Origin of the sequence: Granulicella rosea, assembly GCF_900188085.1 — a bacterium.
Taxonomy (GTDB): Bacteria; Acidobacteriota; Terriglobia; order Terriglobales; family Acidobacteriaceae; genus Edaphobacter; species Edaphobacter rosea.
In genome coordinates this window covers 29,561-50,598 of the sequence record NZ_FZOU01000009.1, presented here as the reverse complement: position 1 = coordinate 50,598, position 21,038 = coordinate 29,561, and the positions used below count along the sequence as shown (strand labels likewise).

Genomic DNA, 21,038 nt, shown 5'->3' with positions numbered 1-21,038 from the left:
GTTATGGTGCGGCCTGCTTCACCAGATGCAGCGCTCGCAGCAGCGTAATCCAGCGCGCGGCCGGAGCCTCATACACCTTGCGTGCGGGCAGCTTCACGATCACCTCCGTGCCCGACTCAGCCGAGCTCCACACCTGAAGCTGGCCGCCGATCACGTTCGTTCGCTCGCGCATCGAGGCCAGTCCCCAATGCCCTGGACGATTCCCCGTCGCCACAATCGACGGCGGCATGCCGACCCCGTTGTCGCAGCACTTCATCAGGAACTGCGCGGCCTCGTAGATGAGCTTCACCTCGACGACGCTTGCCTGCGAGTGGTATCGCGCGTTCCTCAGCGCCTCGCGCGCAATGCGGCATAGCTCGCTCTGTATCTCCGGCTGCAGCTTCCTCGGGCTGCCCTCTTCGACCAGCCGAAACGAGCATAGCTTCTCAAGCTCCAGCTCCTCCGCGACCTTCACGATCCGCACCGTCAACTCGCCTTCCTCGGGTATCTCCTCGCGCAGATCCTGCACACGGCGGCGGCCTTCAAGGATCAACGAATCGGCGCTCTTGAGCGCATGTTGCAGAGAGCTGCGGACGGCGTCGTCCTCGGGCAACGTGTCTGTCGCGAAATGAACGCGCAGCATCAGGCCGTGGATCGATTGCAGCAGGGTATCGTGCAGCTCGCGCGCGATGCGCAACCGCTCGCCCGCGCGCACCTGCAGCCGCTCCCGCAGTTGCCCCGTGACATAGCCGATTCGCGCCAGGTAGAGCGCATACAGCAGCGTCAGCGCCAGCACCGCGACGAGCGCGCGAAACCACAGCGTCTGATAGAACTCCGGCCGGATCGTCAACAACAGCGGCGCACTCAACTCCACCCACTGGCCCTTCGCGGACGAGACGCGCACGTGGAACTGGTACGCGCCCGGGCCAAGGCGGCTATAGAACGCCTGCCTTCTCGACCCAGCCTCCTGCCAACCCTTGTCTTCGCCCGCAAGCATGTATTCATAGCGAAGCGTCTCGGCGGCGATCAGGTCGAGCGATGCGTAGTCGAACTCCAGGCCGCGCAGATGCGCCGCGCCGATCGCGAGCGGCGCCGTCTGATGCTCCCTGTCCCTCACGGCAACGCCGTTCAAAGACACGCCTTCGATCAGAGGAATGGGGGCCGCCGCGCTGGGCGAAAACTGTGCCGCCTGAATCGTGAACACGGTGCCCAGGCGTGCGAACCAGAGCAGTCCATCCATGCCCGCAACCGCGGACGGCGTCGGCCGAAGTTGTGTCGCCACGCCCTCGACGCCGCGACGCTGATCCAGCAGGTCGTAGTCCACCGGCCTGCCGCGCAACGCCTCGTCAACATCTTCGGCCTTCAACCGCACGATGCCGACACTCGCGTTGAACCATAGGTTGCCGGCCTCGTCCTCGACGATACCCGACACACCCTTCAGCGTGCCCCCACGTTGCAGTACGACGGAATGAAACGAGCCTTGGTCGAAGTAAGCCACGCCTTGCGAACCACCCGCCCATAATCTGCCATGCGACATCGCAAAGGTAAGGAAGCTGCCAAAGCCCGCGATCCGCGCATCGTTCAGCAAATGGAAGCCTGCTCCGTCAAGCATCGCCACCTTGCCCGTGTAGCCGAACCACACTTTGCCGGATGGATCGCGGAAGATCGAGATGGGGTCTTCATCGAGCGGCAGCTTCATGTCGACCACCGGCCGCCACACACCATCGAAGCGCCAGAGTCCGCCACCGTCGAACGACACCAGCACCGCGCCGTCGCGATCGAGTCCGATGCTCTGTGCCGGAACCCCATGCACGTCGGCCGGTATCGGCACATGGGTCACGCCGTTTGGACCATAGCAGAAGATCGCGTTGAGAAAAGGATCCACCAGCCATAGCCGCTTTGCGTCGTCCGCGATCATGGGGCTTGAGCCGACCCATGGGCCGACCGCTGTCAGGCCGCCGCCCTCGCTGTGCGCCACCGGATGAGAGAGCACGCCGACCCACACCATGCCGCTCGCATCCCGTGCGAGAGACGGATAATATTCAATCTCGGCATTGGTAAGTTTGCGCAGAACAGAGGGTCTGAAGCGGTCGAGTCCCTTGGAAGTGCCGACCCATATGCTTCCATCCCGGTCGCGGAAGATAGCGTTCGTCTGCTCCGCGCTCATATCTTTTTCTTTCACCAGCTCCGAAAAGCGATCGGCGCTCTGCGTCTGCCGCACGTGACTTACACCCTTGTAATCCTGCGCCATCCACAGCGTTCCATCCGCCTCCACAATGCGCACGTATCCGTTCGTGGGTATCTGCTTCGTCTCCGAGTCGAGCGGATGAACCGAGCGCCAGCCATCGCTGATCCATATACGGCCATCGGGCGCCTCGGCTAAGTCGACGATAATAAAACTTTTCATCGGATATAAGCTGAAGTGTGTCTCGCCATGACGAAGAACGTATAACTTCCCCCGCGCGGAGGTCCATAGATCGCCGCGGCTGTCGAAAAAAAGCGACAGGTATTGATTGTGAGTGAGACCCGACTTACTCCCAAAGTCGACCCAGCGATCGCCGTCAAGCACCAACACCTTGTTATCGCCCAGGCACCATACCGACCCATCGGGCCGCAGGATGAACTTACTCGCGGAGTTAGGTCCGCGTCCGTTCTCCGGGTTGTAGTTCACGAGCGCGCCCGTACGCGTCAGGTGGCTGATGCCGCCATGATCGTAACCGATCCACAGTCCGCCCTGCCCATCGGAGCTGAGCGCGCCGACATTGGTTACCGGCAGAGGAGCATCGAGCGGCGTAACCGGATAACTCGCGAAGGTGACGCCATCGAAGCGGTATAACCCAAAGGGAGAGCCAACCCAAAGATAGCCATCGTCGGTCTGCGCGATCGCGACGATATTCAGTGGAGCGCCGTCGCGCTCGGTCCAGCCCACATGCGCCACATGCGGAATCATCTCAGGCAGGAAGGGCGCACGCGTCTTCTTCGGCTCGCCACGAAGTACGGAGCCCATCAGCAGAACCTGCCACACGAACAGGAGCGCCGTTCTCATGGTCCGGCTCCGTGCATGGTGGGGCTTGCAAGACGAGCTCATGGGATCGATCATAGACCAGCAAATCTCTTACGTAGCTTCAACCGGCGAAGCAGTCCGGCGCCCTTTACCAGTCAGCCTTCGAAGAGCCCGCGCCTCATCGCGATCGTCACGGCATGCGTGCGATCGTTGGCCTGCAGCTTTTCGAGAATGCTCCGCATATGCGCCTTGATCGTATCCTCCGACAGACGCAGATTGTCCGCGACCACCTTATTCGAGCAGCCGCCCGCGACATGACGCAGCACCTCGATCTCACGCGCGGAGAGCTCATCCGCGCTGATATGTTCGGCGATCTGCTGGGCGATCTCCGCCGGGATGCGTCGCTGCCCCGCATACACGCGACGAATCGTATCCATCAGCTCCGTGCGCAGCATGTTTTTGAGGATGTACCCCACCGCGCCGGCCTTCAACGCGCGCGACGCCTGGATGTCGCCCGAGTAAGTCGTCAGCACGATGATCTTTGCGTTGGGAAACTCCTCGCGTATCTTCACCGTCGCCTCAACGCCGTTCATGTTCGGCATCTGCAGGTCCATCAGCGTCACATCCGGTCGATGGCGGCGAAATGCGCTGACGGCGTCCAGACCGTCGGTCGCCTCCCCGACCAGCTCCATGTCGCTCTGCAACTGAAGAGCGAATGCGATCCCGTCGCGTACAAGGGGGTGATCGTCCACGCAAAGAATCTTGATACGGTGTGATGTTCCCACGTTGCCTCTTTTCCCACTGCTGCTTATGTCGATCGCCAGTGGCATAAAACCGGACCTCATCTCTCAAGTTCCAAGTCTAGAAGAGCCACGCCATTGCGAAACGCTTGAGAGCAGTATGCGCCGGTAATCCTTTCGTGTAACCGCGAATTTGCCGCGACGCCGCCTCTACCGATCGTGTCATGCAACGTGTCGGGCGTTCATGAGCCGCCGCGGCTTATAATCCGACGAGACCCCTTTTGAAGCCGGTCATTCATGAAGGAGCACCCGTATGCCCGCTACCGAACTGGCCTCCGTCTCCCCCGATGTTCTGGAGCGGGCCCGCAAGATCAAGCTCTTCCTCATGGACGTCGACGGCACGCTCACCGACGGCGGCATCTGCCTCGTCTCCACCCTCTCCGCGCCCGGCTCCGGCGAGCCCGTCGTCACCGAGATGAAGGTCTTCAACGCGCAGGATGGACAGGGTCTCTCGCTCGCCCACACCATGGGCATCCAGACAGGCTTCATCACTGGCCGACGCTCGCCGGCCGTCAGCCAGAGAGCGAAGGAGATGCACGTCCCTTACGTCTATCTCGGACAGGCCAGCAAAACCGCGGCCTTTGAAGAATGCCTGCAGCTCGCAGGCGTCACCGAAGAAGAGACGGCGTACATGGGCGACGACCTGCCCGACATCCCGCTCGCACGCCGGGCCGGACTCGCCGTCTGCGTCGCCGACGGCGTGCCTGAGTTGAAGGCCGTCTGCCACTACACCGCGCAGCGCGGAGGCGGCCGTGGCGCCGCGCGCGAGGTCATCGAACTGATCCTGAAGTCGCAGGGCCGCTGGGAAGAGGCCATACCCAAAGCCCTCGCCTAGAGCTGCTTACCCTGTTGTCCATCAACCCAAAATGCCTGTCATCCTGAGCGTAGCGAAGGACCTGCTTTGGCCTTTTCCGTTGTATGTTCTTACCTCGCTCCAGGAAGCGAATACACTCAGAAGATGATCCGCATCCTCGCCCCCAGCAGCGCCGTCGTGTACTGCTTCGCGCTGCTCGTGGGATGGATGTCGACCTCGAGGTCCGGTCCAAGCTCCAGGCTCTGCGTCATCCGCACCCGGTAAAACGTCTCGAACAGGCTCTCGTGATGCAGCGCGCCGTGGCTCGGGTCGGTCAGGGTGAACGATGCGCCGAACATATCTCCACGCCGTCCAAACGGATGGATATTCACCACGCCCGCATCGAAGACGCGCTTGATATTCGAGCCCGTGTCGGTCGCCACGCCGACGCGGCCAAACGGAACCCAGCCGCTCTTCAACTCATAGTCGGAGCCGAAGCCCGCCCCCGCGCCGCTGCCCAGCTTGGCCGTGTCGTCTCTCCACAGCAACAGCCGAAAGATATGCTCCTGCTTCGTCGGCGCGCCGCTCTTCCAACCCAGCTCGACCGCATTCATATACTTCTTGTCCGCCAGCGTCTTCAGACCCTTCTGCTGCGCGCCCTCGGTGTCGACCGTCACGGCATGAATGTAGATGTGCTCCGTCGCCTGGTACTCCAGCGCCGCGCCGCCGGCATAGGTGCCGTCCGACGGAATCGTCAGGTTGCCGTCGTTCTCCGCATTCAGGAACTGCGTGCGCTCGTCATTGTTGTAGAGGCTGAGGCTGATGAACTCGTTCGGGTGAATCTTGCCGATGTAGAACGCCATCTTCCGCCGGTAGAAGTCCTGCCGGTAGTAAAGTACGTTCAGCGTGATCGGCTCCTGCGGGCCGCCGCCCGGCAGACAGTTCAGCACCAGCCCCGAACCCAGCCTGTCGCTCAGGTTGAACTGCTCGCTCACCCCGATATTCGTCCCCGAACGCACCAGCAGGCTGAACGATCCGGCGTTGCCGCCATGGTCGTATGCCTTCCAGCCGCCCGCCAGGTCGAATCGCCCCGTGGCCCAGTTATGGCGAACCCCCTCGGGCGTCACCGTCGCATACTGATTCACCACGGTGTACGTGGCGCCAAAGCTGAGACGCTCCGCCTTGCGCAGATCGTTCATCGCGCTGTCGAACGGCCGGAGCACCGGATGAAAGGGATCGGTCCTGAAGAGGGGGTCGGCAGGAACCTTCGACAGCACGGCCACATCCTGGTCGAGCGCCTCCCCAGGATAAAGCGGTGGCGGCTCGGTCGACTCGTCGACCTTCGTCTGAGCCTGCGTCTGTACCTGGACACGGGCCGAGGCGTTGGGCGAACCCGACCCGATCTGTGCATGAACCGGAATGGCCATGCAGGTTGCAACAAAAACCAGTGCGAAGATGCGATGCGAGCCGGTCCTGCTTACCCGGCGGCTTGATGGAACGTTCATTGTTCGACTTCTTTCGTGACTACTTTAAATCAGATGTCGCGAAAGAGTCCTTTGGATTCATGAATAGATGTTGAAACAGTAAGAAAATGACCGGCGGGTCAGCTATCCGTGTCTGCGGCCCGCGTCTCCCTGTAAACGCACGATAAAGTCGAGATACGCCAGCGCCGCGGGCGAGTAACCGCTGGCGTCCACGCGCGTGAAGTCGCCCGTCAGCGGATCCATCTGCTGGCGGAACTCGGTGTACCGGCTGATCGCCTCGCACCACTGGTACATCAGGTGGTTCAGCTCGACATCTTTACCATAGTGCGACATCCAGCGTGGCGCCCGCAGCGCGGTCAGCGCCTGCGATGCGCCGCCCCAGCTATTGCGCGGAATCGGCCGCACGAAGACCGGGTCGTCCTGCGCGATCGACGTCAGCGGAAACGGCGCCCAGAACGCCTTCGGGTTATGAATCTGCCGCGTCCAGACGGCGTCGAAGATCGCGCGGTCGTGTCGGTCGTCGAGCTTCAGCACATGCTCGCCCAGCACGCGGCTGATGACATCCGACCGCACGCGGACGAAGTTGCCCTGGGCGTCGAGGTCGTAAAACGCTGCGTCCTTCGGGTCGTAGAGCTTGTCGATGATGAGCCTGCGGATGGTCTCGGCATCAGCCTGCCAGCGCGCCGCCTCGTCCTTCTTCCCCAGCGCCTTCGCCATCGCGGCCAGGGCCACGCGTCCGCCGTAGGTTGTCGCCGAAAGATCGGGACAAAGCCGCGGCAGCGTCGCGACCGTGTGATCGTACAGGTGTGCATCCGCCTGCGGACACTGCTTCGGCGTGCCCGTCCACCGCGGGCTATTGTCGTGACCCGTGTCGTAGATGCAGAAGCCCTCGGTCAGGCCGGTCTTGCGCGTATCGCGAAACTCGCGTAGCCAAGCATCCCACCGCGAACAGGCCGTGTAGGCGGTCGCGAGAAACTGCTCGTCGTGCGTCGCCTGCACCAGCTCCCACGCCGTCGCGGCGATGGGCACGACCATCTGAATCTGCCCGTAACCCGTGGCCAACATCTTCACCGAGCAGGGCAGTTGACCATCCGGCTTCTGCAGCGAAAAGAACGCCATGTGATTGTTGCGCGCGATCTCGAGCGGCGCGGGACACCCCTCAACCGGCGCGATGTACCGCGCCAGCGTCCCGTAGACCAGTCCCTCCTGCGGCGCGCACTCCTGCCACACGCCGGGGTAGACCGCGCCTTCGAGCAGCACCGGCTGATCGTACTTCGGCACAACCTTGATGTTGCCCGCGAGCGCTTCAAGCGCCGCATCCCACGTCCGCTTCCACTTCGGATCTTTGTCGGGAAAGGCAGGATACGGCATGGCTGCGGCGGGAGACGCCGAAGCGGAAGGCGCATAAGCCGAGGCGACGACAGCGGAGGCTTGCGCCAGAAAAGTGCGGCGATCCATGGTATCTCCCTTTCAGTTCATCACGCCCAAAACGCTTGTCATCCTGAGCGAAGTGAAGGCCCTGCATTGGCTTTTGTCGTTGCTTGTTCTTGCTCGGGACAACAGTGTAATCCGCCTTCAACCCACAAGGCTCTTCAGCCCAGATCGATCTTCTCCGTCACCTTCTCGGGCTTCGCCAAATCCTTCACACCCCGGCCAGCAGACACACTGAAGTTAATCACATCCCGCAGATCGAAGACACGCGGACTCCCCATACGCGGCGTCTTGACGCGGAAGAAGTCCGCGCCATCCACATTCTGCAGCCAGAACGCAGGCCGCATATCCGGCGTCGCGCACGCGATCTCGATGTTCGAAAACTCCAGGTTCCGCGCATGCCGCACGAAGAATCCATGCGCCGGCAGCGCGCCGAACATGCCCGACGAAGGATAGGCATCCTCCTTCTCCGGCGGCAGAATCGCCGCGGCCGCAGCCGTACCGCCGCCGTCGTGATGCAGGTAAAGGTTGCTCAACTTCACATCTTCAATCAGGTGTCCCGGAATGCCGCTGATCGTCGAAGCCAGCTTCGACTTGCAGTTGGAGCTGACGACATCGCTGATGATAATCCGCTTCATCGTCCCGATCGGCGTCCCCGCCGGCGCCCTCATGCGCCGCCCAAGACGCAGCAGGAGCACCGACCCCGCGCACTCCCGCATCGTGATGCCCGTGAAGGTCACGTCCTCGACGATCGCGCCGTCCACGCTCTCCAGTGCAAATCCCGCGCACTGGTCGAAGACGCAGTTCGAGATGGCGACGTTCTTGAACCCTCCCGCCGACTCCGTCCCGAGCTTGATGCGCCCGGTCGGGCTGCCATGCTCGCCCGGCGCAAAGTGCGTGTAGCTGCCGTCGAGCATCGCGCCCAGCTTGTAGTTGCCCGTCACGAAGCAGTTCGAGATCGTCAGGTTCTCCGTCGTCCGCGCATAGCCCAGCGCGAACGACGACTTCGGGCAGATGCCGTCATCCCACGGCGAGTTCACGCTGCAGTTGACGATCCGCACGTTGTGGCAGCAGTCCACGTCGATGCCGTCGCGCATCGTGTCCACCTTCAGGTTGTCGATCGTCAGGTTGTCGACGCCGGTCGCCAGAATGCCGAAGTGCCCGCCCTGCAGAATGCTGAAGTCGCGCAGCGTCACGTTATGGCAGTTCTTCAGCGCGATCGCCTTATTGCCGACGCCCGGCAGCTCGGCCAGCGGAGGCTCGTTCTTCCGCCCGACCGACAGTCCCTTGCCATAGATCAGACCCGTGCCCAGGATCGCAATATCATGCAGCCCCTCGCCCCAGATCAGCGAGTTGTGCCAATGGCTGTGGCCGAAGTCCTGATACTGCTCGAACTCGTTCGGCTCCGCCGCGTCGTAGCCGCCGGTGGTGGTTCCCTGCTCCGGCACGGACGCCGCCAGCAGCGTGCTGCCGGGTTCGAGCATCAGCACGATGTTGCTCTTCAAACGGACCGAGTAGCTCGCATACGTGCCCGCCGGAAACCGCACGATACCCCCGCCGATCGCGGCGGCGGCATCGATGGCGGCGTTGATGGCGGGCGAGTCGATCGTGGCGCCGTCGCCCTTCGCGCCATAACGGCGCACGTCGAAGTCGACGAGAGCCGGGGCAGCATGCAAAGGCGCAGCCCCAAGCGATGGGGAGTAAAGCAAACCTGCCGCAGCCCCGCCCATCCCGGTCAGGCGAAGCATCTCTCGACGATTAGTCACGCGTATTTCCTTCCTGCAATCCGTGCCAGATAAAAATACAAGCCGGGCCGTACTGCCAGTGTCGTGCCCGGCTTGTGGAGAAAACCGTTAGAAGCGAATATGCCCCGAGAGCTGCACCACCCTGGGGTTGTTCGCCTGCGAGCTGATCGTGCCGAAGGTGCCCACGCCGCTGGTCGGCGTCATGTTCGGCGCCCCGAACTCCGCATGGTTCAGCGCATTGAACGCCTCCATCCGAAGCTCGCCCGTAACCAGTTCGCGGAACTTGAACTGCCGCGCGACCGACGCGTCGATATTGTTTACCTTGTCCGCGCGATACTGCCCGAACGTGGAGTGCAGCGTGCGGATGTTGGTCTGCACCGTCACTCCGTTCACCGACGCCGTCGGCTGGTCGGCGGTCGCCGTGTCGAACTGGCTGACGTCGAAGGCAGGCGTCTTCGGCGCGGTCTGGCGCGGGTTCAGGTTCAGCGGACCGCCCGAGTAGATAATGTTGCCGAACCCGATAGGCGCGCCGGACTGCAGCAGATAGATCCCACTCACCGCCCATCCGCCCAGCACCGCATGCGTCACATGGCTCGCAAAGCCACTTCCGCCCGTCGCCGAGTAAGGCAGCGTATACGTCGTTGCGATCACCAGCTTGTGCGGATAGTCAAACGACGAGACGCGCTTCTCGTACTTCGTATCGCTGTCGTTCAGCTTCGTCACCTGCTCGATATTCTTCGAATAGGTGTAGTTCGCAATCACCGAAAGACCCTTCGAAATACGGTGTTGGATACGCGCGTTCAGGCTGTTGTAGTTGCTCGAACCGTTGTCCACATCGGCCAGCGTCAGGCCGCTGATCGGATACTGCGGATAGGCCGTCAGCAACTGTCCACGCGCGATGGTCGCCGCATTCAGCGTCGTGCCCGGCAGCAACCCAGCGAACGGATTCGCGACAGAACCCGTCAACACCGCCGCCTGCGCCACGTTCTTCACCGGCGACGCGCTGAGATACTGCTGCGGAATCGGGTTCAACGAGATGGACCCCACCTGCAGCTTCACATAGTGCGCGCCGATATACGCCAACTGAAAGACCGTGTTCGCATCGAACTGCTGCTGCACCGAGAGCGCATACCGCTCGGAGTAGCCGTTCTTCATATGCTGATTGAAGGTCTGCGTCGCCAGCCCCTGGTTGGTGGCCGCGCCGCCGCTCGCGCCCGCCGCCTGGATCAGGCCGGTCGGGAAAGGGTTGGCGATCGTCGTCGCGGGCGTCAGGTAGTTGTTATTCGTCGCCACATACGCCGTCGTCGTGCTGTAACCCGTGCTGTTGATCGTCGCCAGGTTCTGCACCGGGAAGACGAAGATCGAGAAGCCGCCGGTGACCGTCGTCTTGCCGTTCAGGTTCGGAGGCGTCCACGCAAACCCAAGCCGCGGGCTGAAGGTATAGGAGTCCGTGTTGTAGAGCTGGCGCCGCGCGTCGCTCGCGTACACCACCCCGCCCGGAGCCTGGAACTGGCCCGCCGGAATCTGCGAGATCGGGTTGGCGTTGTAGGCCGTCGCCGCAGCCGTGCCCACCGGCGTCGTCAACGTCGGATCGAAGCTGGAGATGGCGCGGTTGTGCCGCTCATAGAGCGGGAAGTCGTGATCGAAGCGCAGACCGATGTTCAGCGTCAGGCTCTTGGCCACGCGCCAGTCGTCCTGACCGAAGACGCCCAGGTACCGGTTCCACGTCGCGGTGAATACGTTGCGGTTGATGCTGCCCGAGGTCGGCAGGCCAAGCTCGAACGCCGCCAGATCCTGTCCGAACGGCGCCGCCGCCGACGTGCTCGACTGCTGCGTAAAGCTCGTGCCGTAGACGAACTGCCCCGTCGGGTAGCCGTACGAGATATTCTCGATGCGGTACTCACGTGCATCCGCGCCGGCCTTGATGGAGTGATTGCCCAGCACCTTCGTCACGCTGCCGAAGATGTGGAAGCTGTCGTTCCAGTTCGCGTTCGGCGTGTTGTTGGGCGTAAACAGGCAGGCGAAGGTCGTCTCCGTGCTGGTCTTGTTGCACGCCCCCGTGCTGCCGATGGCGACGCTCGGCAACTGCTTCAGGTTCGTATTCGTCTCCAGCGACCCAGGATAACCGACCGAGGTCACGTCAGCGCCCTGGCTCGGCCCACCCGTCAGCGACGCGTAGCGCGTCCAGTTGAAGCGCACGTTCCCGACCGTGGACGCGTTGAAGGCATGCACATCGTCCACCACCGCGCCCCAGTTCACGCGCGTCAGCAGCGCGCCGGTGGCGGCGTTGCCGAAGTAGTTCGACGTCGACTGCACGCGGTTGTTGTGGCGCACGTCGAAGAACAGCTTGTTCCGCGTCGTGATGTTGAAGTCCATGCGGCCGAACTGGTTGTCATACGTATCCGTGCTCGCGAAGTTGTTGAAGTAGTTGTTCAGCGTCGCCGCCGTCGCGCCCGGAACATTCGGCTCCGGATAGTACTTCAACAGCGCCGCCGCGACGGGGTTCACCGGCGTCGTCAGCTTGTTGCCCGCGAACGCCGTGCGAGTCACCGTCGTGCCGGCCAGCACCGCCGTCGAAGGATCGTAGATCGTGTAGCTCGCGCCGCCAGCCGCCAGCAGGTCCGAGAAGTCGCCGTTCTTCTCCGGGTCCGTCGGCACATGCAGGTAGCCGCTCGAAGGCTGCGAGTCGCGGATGCCTTCATAGCCGAACTGGAAGAAGACCTTGTCGCGCCCATTGAAGAGCTTCGGGATATAGACCGGGCCGCCAAACGACGCTCCATACTGGTTGTAGTGCGTGTTGGGCCGCGGCGTGCCGTTGCGCTTGCTGAAGTAGTTGTTCGCCGTAAAGGCCGCCGTCTGGTTGTACTCGTAGATCGAGCCGTGCAGGTGGTTTCCGCCGCCCTTGGTCACCTGGTTGATAATGCCGCCGCCGGAGTGCCCGTAAGCCGCGTCCACCTGGAAGGCATAGACCTTGACCTCCTGCACCACGTCCTGCGGCGGGCTGTACGCGACCTTCAACTGGCTGTCCGTGTCGGGCGAGCCGTCGAGCAGCGTCTCGGTCGTCTGGTTCTTCGCGCCGGCCACCGTGATCGACGCCGCGCCGCCGTTGTCGAACGGACGAACCTGCGCCGGAGGCGAGGTGCTCGAAACGCCGAGCGCAAGCTGCGCCAGCACGACCGGCGTGCGGCCGTTCTGTGGCAGATCTTCCACCTCCTTCGTCGAAATGCTCTGCCCGATGGCGGCGTTGGTCGCATCGACCATCGGCGCATCCGACGTCACCGTGACCGACTGCGACACGTCGCCCGCCGTCAGAGTCACGTCGATCGACGCATGATCGCCCGCCTGCACCGTGATGCCATTGCGGATGTACGCCTGAAAGCTCGGCGACTCCACCCGAACCTCGTACTTGCCCGGAGCCAGCGACGACGCCGAGTAGAAGCCCTTGTCGTCCGACTTCACCTTATAGACGGCGCCCGTATCGGTGTCTCGAACCGTGACCGCGGCCTGCGGGATAATGGCGCCGCCCGAGTCGCTGACGGTTCCGCTGATGGTTCCGCGAAACTCCTGCGCGGTGAGCCGTCCGCCCACAAGCAACAGAAGCACAAGGACAAAGGAGAAGGTAAAGCGGATGAAGCGTGATATCTGCTGATTCATGGCGAAGCTCTTTCAATGGCCTGGAGGATGATCGAGAGCGAAGCATCGCGTAGACCGCGCCGGCTTTGTCCCTCGAAAAAGTGTTGCCATTGAAACATCGCGATTTAACCGCTGAACACGCTACTAACGGCTTGGCCGCCCGATTCCGCCAAATTTCTCTTTACTTTCAATTACTTGGCAGGACGTTTGCTGGGCAATCGGGGACGTTTGCTGCACCAGAATGCAGGCTCCACGGATAAGAATCCCTCACAAATCGTGTCATCCTGAGCGCAGCGAAGGATCTGCTTTGGCCTTGGCTGTTGTTTGTTCCTGCCTGGCGCAGGTAGCATGTGCCCTGGAGAACTACTGCGTCAGCCCAACCCGGCTCAGCAGATCGTTGAACCGGGGATCGCCGCGCAGCGGGTCGAGACAGGGCTCCACCTTAATATAGGTAATCCCCTCGTCGTGGGCCTTGTACGACTCCTCCAGCCACTTGAACGCCTCGGTCTTCCTGCCCAGTCCGGCGTAGACCAGCGCAATCTCGTACCGGCCTATGCCCTCGTTCTTCACCGTCTCCTCGAGCTGCGGAATGATCGCCAGCGCATTGTCGACCTGCCCAGCCCGCGCGTACAGATTGCCCAGATGGCCCAGCGTCTGCGGCCGGCTGCCGGCGTGCAGGAACTCGAAGATCGCGTCGGCATAGGCGCCCTTTTCCGCGTCGATCTCGCCCATCAGAAAGTGCCAGTTCGGCGGCGGAATATCCATCGTCCGAACCTTCTGCACCAGCAGCAGCGCCTGGTCGTACTGCCTGCAGTAGTACAGAATGACGCCCTCCAGGTGATACAAACGGCTCGAGGTCGGGTCCATATCCTCGCTGCGCTGCACCTCCGCGAGCGTCTCCCGCACACGGCCCGTCCGCACCAGGTAGCGTTCGTACTCCTCATGGATCGACGCAGACTTCGGATTCAGCTCCAGCGCCCGCCGAAACTCCGCGCCCGCAGTCGCCCAGTCCCAGTTCAGGTTGATCGCGGCGTTAGCCAGCTCAGCGTGCCCTTCCGCGACCGTCGGATCCAGTTCGATCGCCTTCAGCGCCTCGATCTTCTGGTTGGCGAAGGCGTCGTTCGAGTTGATACGGTCCGTCTCGCCGAGATGCCCGTCGCAGAACGCCAGACCCGCCTGCGCCTGCGGGTAGCTGGAGTTCACGTTCAGCGCGGCGCGGAAGTAGTCCGCCGCATTCACGCAATCCTCCGCCTCCAGCAGATACCGGCCATGCAGATACAGATCCTGCGCCACCGGATCGACCGGATGGCTGTGCGCGCTTCTGGCCTGACCCTGCGGCGTCGCGCTTGCGGCGATCTCCTTCACGATCGCCTGCGAGACCTCGCCCTGCCAGGCCAGCGCGCTCTTCAGATCGCGAACATAGTTGTGCATCCACAGAACACGATTCGCACGCGCATCGATAAATCGCACATAGACCAGCACGCGCGTCCCTTCGCGCAGGATGCTTCCCTGAACGATGCCCTCGACTCCCAGCTCCTTGCCGATCTCGGTCGCGCTCTTCCGCGTGCCCTGGTAGCTCATCACGGAGCCGATGGTCGCGACCTTCAGCGCGCCAACCTGCCCCAGATCGCTCACCAGCTCCTTGGTCATGCCGTCGGCGATGTACTCCTGCGCGGGAACGCCGGAGTGATTCTCGAGCGGCAGCACCGCGACCGACCGGATCGCCGTCGCGCCATTGCCGAAGACCCACCGCCGCATGCCAAAGATCGCTGCCACCGCCAGCAGGACCAGCCCCGCCCAGACATAGGGCGACACGCGCGCCAGCCGCTTCCACGGCGCCGCGGCATGAATCGCATCCTCCTCAGGGCGATCCACCGCAGCTTCCGAGATCTGCCCCGAAGCTGTCGACGGAGCCGTCGGCGTCGCGAGCGACGAGACCGGCACAACCGCAGCCGCATCGACGCTCTCCACCGGCTGAAAGACGAAACGCGGCACATACGATCCGCTCGGCAGCTCCAACCGCACCTCGTGCGCGCCCGATTCGAGATAGTATTGCGCCAGCTTCTTGCGCACCTCGGTCGCCTTTACCCGCACGACCGAGTCGCTGCCGGTGTCGTAGTCGACCCGCCGGCCGAACATCTCGGCGCCGATCATCCGCTCGCGCAGCGAGTCGTACTCGCCTTCAAGAGCATGGTTCACAACGAGTTGTAGAAAGTCCTGGGCGCGTTTGCTGGCGGAAAACGCAGGGCTTGCGAGCACCTCTTTAAGGTGCTGCCTCACCTGCAGGAGTTGGTCTGGAGTGAGCTCCTCAGTTGTTCGAGCTTGAGCGACAATCTCCATACCTCATGGTATCCCCTGCGCACCAATCTATCACAGCCCGAAACACCGACCGGACCGCCCGATACACTCCGAAAAGCCCCAGCAAACGTCTTGATAAACAACTGAAAGCAATCGTCTTAATGGAACAAACGGGCGAAGCCGAAATTTGTAGCGTGGCGGCCGCGAAAACGTCGTGGTTCAATGATTCGACTGCAAAACTGGCGCGCCAGACGACGCCAATACCCCAGCCACAAGGACGTTCGATACCCGTGAGATCACTCCTCGCTCTATCCGGTCTGCTTCTTCCTCTCGGCGCGGCATGCGCCCTTGCCCAATCCAACACCATCGCCTTCCCGGGCGCCGAGGGATTCGGCGCCACAGCCTCCGGCGGACGCGGCAAGCCAGTCGTCACGGTCACCAACCTGCGTGACGACGGCCCCGGCTCGTTCCGCGACGCGGCCAGCCGATCGAACGTGACGGTCGTCTTCGCCGTCAACGGCGTGGTGAATCTCAAGTCGAACATGGATCTCGGCAGCAACCTGACCATCGCCGGCCAGACCGCGCCCGGCGCCGGCATCACCATCGCCGGCGCAAAGGTGTCGATGGGCAAATCGCACAACATCGTCATCCGCTATGTGCGCTTTCGCGGCGGCCTGGCCGAGGGGCCAAAGGTCAGCTCGCTGAACCTGGCCGACGCCGACCACGTCATGCTCGATCACCTGTCCATCGAGTGGGGTCGATGGGACAACATTCAGACCAATGGCAACAGCTACTCGACGATTCAGAGGTCCATCGTCGGCCAGGGCATCGTTCCGCAGCGCTTCGGCTGCCTCTGCGAAAGCGACTACCTCACCCTCAGCCACAACCTGTGGATCGACAACAAGAGCCGCAACCCCAAGGGCAAGGGCCACATCCAGTACGTGAACAACGTCGTGTACAACTGGGGCGTCGCGGGATACGTCGGCGGCCACGGAGCGGAGAGCCACTACGCCGACCTGGTGAACAATTACTTCATCGCCGGTCCGAACTCCAGCGGCGGCTTCATCGGCGAGTTCACCAAGACCGACCACACCTACCAGACCGGCAACTACGCCGACCTCGACCGCAACGGCAGGCTCGACGGTCGCCCAGTCACCGCCGCCGACTTCGAGCAGGTCAACGCCGACGTCGTCGCCGAACCGTTCGCCAAACCCGAGGTTCCCGTCCACAGCGTGCCGGCCCTCGATCTCGTCGCGCTCGTCGCCGACGACGCGGGCGACTCCCTCTGCCGCGACGCCGTGGACCGGAAGCTGATCGACGAACTTCTCTCCTACGGCAAGCAGGGTAAGCTCATCGCCGATGAGTCGGAAGACGGACCGCAGTCTGCACCACACCCAGTCGCCGCGCCGCTCGACAGCGACGGCGATGGAATCCCCGACGCCTGGGAGAGCGCCCACGGCCTCGATCCGCACAACACTTCGGACGGCCAGAAGATCGACCGGAAGACGGGCTACAGCAATCTGGAGACCTACCTCAACGAACTGGCCGGCGCAAAGCATCGCCCGAAGAACGCCTGCGAGTAAGTTCGAATCTCCGCCTGAGCATCGCCCAGATGCCTGTCATCCTGTGCGATCCGTCTTGCGGCTCTTCTTCCGCGCCAGCTCCAGGAACGACCGGATCACCGGCGTCTCGTGCTGCGACGACCACGCGATCACCAGTTCGACCGTGGCGCCCTTGTCGGCCAGCGGCACGAAGACAACATCCTTATTGTTGAGCAGGCGCGAGCCACCGGGGAGAATCGCGATTCCCTCACCGGCCTGCACCAGCGCAATCGCTCCCGGCGCGTTGGTGGCGCTCGCCCCAAGCTGCGGCGAGAAGCCGGCCTGCGCGCAGAGCGCGAAGATCTTGTCCGCGACCGCCGGCGAATACTTGCGGTCGTTCAGGACGAACTGCTCCTGCGCAAGATCGCGCAGCAGGATCGATCGCCGCTTCGCGAGCGGATGATCGATCGGCAGCACGGCATAGATCGCCTCTGTCTGGAAGTGCTCCGAAGACAGCACCCGTGCGTCGACCGACTGCACCGCCCGTGTGAAGCCGATATCGAGCGCGCCATTTTGCAACGCGCGGTGTTGCAGACCGGGCGGCATCTCCATCAACTGCACCCGGACTCCCTTGAACCGCCTGCGGAACTCCTTAATGAGCTGAGGAAAGAACGAACCGGTGCCTCCGGTGAAGAACCCGATCGTCAGCGTGCCCACCTCGCCGCGAAGCGAACGTTGGATATTCTCCACCGCCTGATCGGCGAGCCGCAGGATGCCCCGCGCATCTTCAAGAAACTGCTCTCCTTCAGCGGTTAGACCGATGCGTCGGTTTGACCGGTCGAACAGTGCGGTTCCGACCTCATCCTCCAAGTCGCGCACCTGTTCGCTGATCGCGGACTGCGAGACGGAGAGCAGGCGTGCAGCCACTCCAAACCCCTTGTTTTCAGCAACAGCGACGAAATATCGAAGATGTCTCAGTTCCATCTCTCCACTCTAAATTAAAACCGCGCGAGCATCGTTTTTTCCGATGATTTGCTTCGGAACAAACTACGCTTCGTGGCCCCGGGAAGATGTATCTATAGATATGCGCGGTTCTTCCGATGGTTTACGAACCCGCCAGAGGGAGATCGACGCACCGTGTGGATCGTCAAATTAGCACTCAATCGGCCCTATACCTTCATCATCCTCGCTCTCTTGATCCTCATCATGAGCCCTGTGGTGATCCTGCGCACGCCCACCGACATCTTTCCGAATATCAACATTCCCGTGATCGCTGTCGCGTGGCAATACACCGGCCTGAACCCGGAGGAGATGGAAGGACGCCTCACCACGCCGTATGAGAAGTCGTTGACCACGCTGGTCGACAACATCGAACACACGGAGTCGACCACCTACAACGGTGTGGCCGTGGTGAAGGTCTTCCTACAGCCCGGCGCCAGCCTCGACTCCGCCAACGCGCAGATCACCGCCGCCTCGCAGTACCTGCTGCGGCAACTGCCGCCGGGCACGCTGCCGCCGGAGATCATCAACTTCAGCGCATCGAGCGTGCCCATTCTGCAGCTCGGCGTCTCCGGCCGCGGACTCGATGAGCAGCAGCTTTCGGACCTCAGCACCAACTTCGTACGCCCGCCGCTGGTCACCGTTCCGGGCGCTGTTTCTCCGCTGCCTTACGGTGGTAAGCAGCCGCAGATCACGGTCAACATGGATCAGCAGAAGATGCAGTCCAAGGGCATCGCTCCGGGCGACATCCTGAACGCCATGAACGCGCAGAACGTCGTCATGCCCGGCGGCACGGCGAAGCTCGGCAGCGAAGAGTACGACATTCGCAGCAACGCGGCGCCGCACTCCATCGCCGACCTCGCGATGATGCCGATCAAGCAGGTCAACGGCGCGGTCATCTATCTGCGCGATGTCGCGACAGTCAGCAACGGCGCATCGTTTCAGACGAACGTCGTGCGTCAGGATGGCCGGCGCGGCGTGCTCATCACCATCCTCAAATCGGGCAGCGCTTCGACGCTCAGCGTCGTCGAAGGCGTACGCAAGATGCTGCCGCGCGTCACACAGACCTTGCCGGCCAACCTCAAGGTGACGCCACTCGCCGACCAGAGCATCTTCGTGCGTGAAGCCGTTACGGGCGTCATCCGCGAGGCTGTCATCGCAGCCTGCCTGACAGGCGTGATGATCCTGCTCTTCCTCGGAAGCTGGCGCTCGACGGTCATCATCGCGGTGTCGATTCCACTCTCGATTCTCTCCTCTGTCATCGTGCTCGGCCTCATCGGCGAGACCATCAACACCATGACGCTCGGCGGTCTTGCGCTTGCCGTCGGCATCCTGGTCGACGACGCCACCGTGACCATCGAGAACATCGAGCGCTTCCTCGAGAACGGCTACGAACTGCATGAGGCCATCCTCGACGGCGCCGCGCAGATCGCCGTGCCCGCCCTCGTCTCGACGCTCTGCATCTGCATCGTCTTCCTGCCGATGTTCTTCCTCACCGGCGTCTCGCGCTACCTCTTCGCACCGCTGGCGGAGGCAGTCATGTTCGCCATGATCGCTTCTTACATCCTCTCTCGTACGCTCGTCCCCACCATGGCGATGTACCTGCTGCAACACAAGAGCCACGCGCCTTCGCGCAACCCGTTCGTCGTCTTTCAGCGGAAGTTCGAGGTCGTCTTCGAGCGCGTGCGCACCGCCTATCAACTGCTGCTCACGCGTCTTGTACTGCGTCGCAAACTGTTCGTCCCTGTCTTCCTGCTGGGCTGCTGCTGCGCCTTTCTGCTGGTCGGGTTCCTCGGTCAGGATTTCTTCCCCAACACCGATTCAGGCAGCTTCATCCTGCATCTTCGCGCACGTACCGGCACACGCATCGAAGAGACCGCGCGTCTCGCCGACCAAGTCGAAACATCCATACACAGGAAGATTCCAGGCAAGGAGCTGAACAACATCCTCGACAATCTGGGCCTGCCTTATAGCCCCATGAACACCATGCACAGCACCAACGGCATGGTGGGTTCAGGCGATGGCGACATCATGGTGACGCTCGATGAGAAGCATCATCCCACTGCGGATTATGTGCGCCAGCTCCGTAAAGACCTGCCGCGCGAGTTCCCCGGCTCACTCTTCTACTTCCTGCCCGCCGACATCACCACGCAGATTCTCAACTTCGGTCTGCCCGCGCCGATCGACATACAGATCCAGGCCAACGACATCGGACAGAGCACCGCTGAAGCGACCTCGATGCTACAGGAGTTGAAGAAGGTTCCCGGTCTCACGGACCTGCGCATCCAGCAACCCACAGACTACCCCACGCTGTTCGTCGATATCGATCGCACCAAGGCCCAGCAGGGCGGCTTCACCACGCGCGATGTCTCGCAGAGCATGCTCAACAGCCTCAGCGGCAGCTTCCAGATCACGCCCATGTTCTTTCTGAACTATAAGAATGGCGTGGACTACAACCTCGTCGCGCAGACCCCGCAGTATCACATGAACACCATTCAGGATGTACAGAACATCCCCATCAATTCGACGACTGTAACGCCCCGCGCTACGCCCGAGGTGCTGGGCGATCTCACCTCCATCCATCGCGATCACGAGATGGCGATCGTCTCGCACTACAACATTCGCCGCGTCGTGGACATCTATGGCGGCGTGCAGGATCGCGACCTCGGTGCGGTAGCCAGGGATGTCGAAGCCATCGTACACAAGCATGAGAAGAGCCTGCCGCGCGGCATGTTCATCCAGGTGCGCGGACAGGTGCAGACCATGCGCAGCTCGTATGTCTCGCTGCTTGGCGGCCTCGTCTTCGCCATCGTGCTGGTCTACATGCTCATCGTGGTGAACTTCCAGTCGTGGCTCGATCCGTTCATTATCATCACGGCGCTGCCCGCGGCGCTTGCCGGCATCGTGGTCTTTCTCTTCCTCACGCATACGACGCTCAGCGTGCCCGCATTGATGGGAGCGATCATGTGCATGGGGGTCGCAACCTCGAACAGCATCCTCGTCGTCTCGTTCGCGAAGATTCGATATGAGGACCATGGCGACGCCATCCTTGCCGCAATCGAAGCAGGCGCCACGCGCTTCCGCCCCGTCTGCATGACGGCCATCGCGATGATCATCGGCATGGTGCCCATGGCGCTTGGTCTCGGCGATGGCGGCGAGCAGAACGCTCCGCTTGGACGCGCCGTCATCGGCGGTCTTCTCTGCGCGACGGTCGCCACACTCATCTTCGTACCCGCGGTCTTCGGCCTGCTTCATGGCGTCAAGAAGGGCTCGGGCGCCGAACAGGCAGAGCTGGAAGCGCAGCCACAGCACGCATAAGGCTATCGACACA

11 protein-coding genes are annotated in these 21,038 nt (G+C 62.4%); 3 read left to right on the top strand and 8 right to left on the bottom strand.

The features are described 5' to 3' along the window. Position 1: 1 nt before the first annotated feature. Positions 2–3,025, bottom strand: a complete 3,024-nt coding sequence (locus CHB87_RS18940; protein ID WP_176441860.1) for a sensor histidine kinase — start codon at positions 3,023–3,025, stop codon at positions 2–4. Positions 3,026–3,138: 113 nt separating this feature from the next. After that, on the bottom strand, positions 3,139–3,735 hold the full coding sequence (locus tag CHB87_RS18935; RefSeq protein ID WP_425432493.1) for a response regulator transcription factor: 597 nt from the start codon (positions 3,733–3,735) through the stop codon (positions 3,139–3,141). Between the two features lie 301 nt (positions 3,736–4,036). Between CHB87_RS18935 and CHB87_RS18930 the strand changes: the two genes are divergently transcribed. Continuing rightward, entirely contained in the window at positions 4,037–4,618 is a 582-nt protein-coding gene (locus CHB87_RS18930; protein WP_089410020.1) for a KdsC family phosphatase, read from the top strand. A gap of 116 nt (positions 4,619–4,734) precedes the next feature. On the opposite strand, the gene CHB87_RS18925 is transcribed toward CHB87_RS18930, so the two are convergent. The 5 genes from CHB87_RS18925 to CHB87_RS18905 all read right to left on the bottom strand — a co-directional run bounded on the left by CHB87_RS18925 (position 4,735) and on the right by CHB87_RS18905 (position 15,068). Beyond that, entirely contained in the window at positions 4,735–6,003 is a 1,269-nt protein-coding gene (locus CHB87_RS18925) for a carbohydrate porin (RefSeq protein WP_089410019.1), read from the bottom strand. Between the two features lie 180 nt (positions 6,004–6,183). Further along, entirely contained in the window at positions 6,184–7,518 is a 1,335-nt protein-coding gene (locus CHB87_RS18920; protein ID WP_089410018.1) for an MGH1-like glycoside hydrolase domain-containing protein, read from the bottom strand. 134 nt (positions 7,519–7,652) lie between these two features. Next, on the bottom strand, positions 7,653–9,257 hold the full coding sequence (locus tag CHB87_RS18915; protein WP_245818094.1) for a rhamnogalacturonidase: 1,605 nt from the start codon (positions 9,255–9,257) through the stop codon (positions 7,653–7,655). 87 nt (positions 9,258–9,344) lie between these two features. Then, on the bottom strand, positions 9,345–12,890 hold the full coding sequence (locus CHB87_RS18910) for a carboxypeptidase-like regulatory domain-containing protein (RefSeq protein ID WP_089410016.1): 3,546 nt from the start codon (positions 12,888–12,890) through the stop codon (positions 9,345–9,347). A gap of 342 nt (positions 12,891–13,232) precedes the next feature. Beyond that, positions 13,233–15,068 carry a TPR end-of-group domain-containing protein gene (locus tag CHB87_RS18905; protein ID WP_245818093.1) on the bottom strand — a complete coding sequence of 612 codons (1,836 nt, stop codon included), beginning with the start codon at positions 15,066–15,068 and terminating at the stop codon, positions 13,233–13,235. A gap of 389 nt (positions 15,069–15,457) precedes the next feature. Between CHB87_RS18905 and CHB87_RS18900 the strand changes: the two genes are divergently transcribed. Beyond that, positions 15,458–16,750 (top strand): hypothetical protein, encoded by a 1,293-nt coding sequence (locus CHB87_RS18900; protein ID WP_089410014.1) that lies wholly within the window; start codon positions 15,458–15,460, stop codon positions 16,748–16,750. 36 nt (positions 16,751–16,786) lie between these two features. Here CHB87_RS18900 and CHB87_RS18895 read toward each other — a convergent pair whose 3' ends face one another. Next, positions 16,787–17,692, bottom strand: a complete 906-nt coding sequence (locus tag CHB87_RS18895) for a LysR family transcriptional regulator (protein WP_089410013.1) — start codon at positions 17,690–17,692, stop codon at positions 16,787–16,789. A 153-nt stretch (positions 17,693–17,845) separates the two neighbouring features. Here CHB87_RS18895 and CHB87_RS18890 point away from each other — a divergent pair, with 153 nt between their 5' ends. After that, positions 17,846–21,025 carry an efflux RND transporter permease subunit gene (locus CHB87_RS18890; protein WP_089410012.1) on the top strand — a complete coding sequence of 1,060 codons (3,180 nt, stop codon included), beginning with the start codon at positions 17,846–17,848 and terminating at the stop codon, positions 21,023–21,025. Positions 21,026–21,038 lie beyond the last annotated feature (13 nt).

Coding starts and splice junctions, on each gene's coding strand:
- CHB87_RS18930 (WP_089410020.1), top strand. CDS start 4,037: ATGCCCGCTACCGAACTGGCCTCCGTCTCCCCCGATGTTCTGGAGCGG.
- CHB87_RS18925 (WP_089410019.1), bottom strand. CDS start 6,003: ATGGCCATTCCGGTTCATGCACAGATCGGGTCGGGTTCGCCCAACGCC.
- CHB87_RS18940 (WP_176441860.1), bottom strand. CDS start 3,025: ATGAGAACGGCGCTCCTGTTCGTGTGGCAGGTTCTGCTGATGGGCTCC.
- CHB87_RS18910 (WP_089410016.1), bottom strand. CDS start 12,890: ATGAATCAGCAGATATCACGCTTCATCCGCTTTACCTTCTCCTTTGTC.
- CHB87_RS18895 (WP_089410013.1), bottom strand. CDS start 17,692: ATGGAACTGAGACATCTTCGATATTTCGTCGCTGTTGCTGAAAACAAG.
- CHB87_RS18920 (WP_089410018.1), bottom strand. CDS start 7,518: ATGGATCGCCGCACTTTTCTGGCGCAAGCCTCCGCTGTCGTCGCCTCG.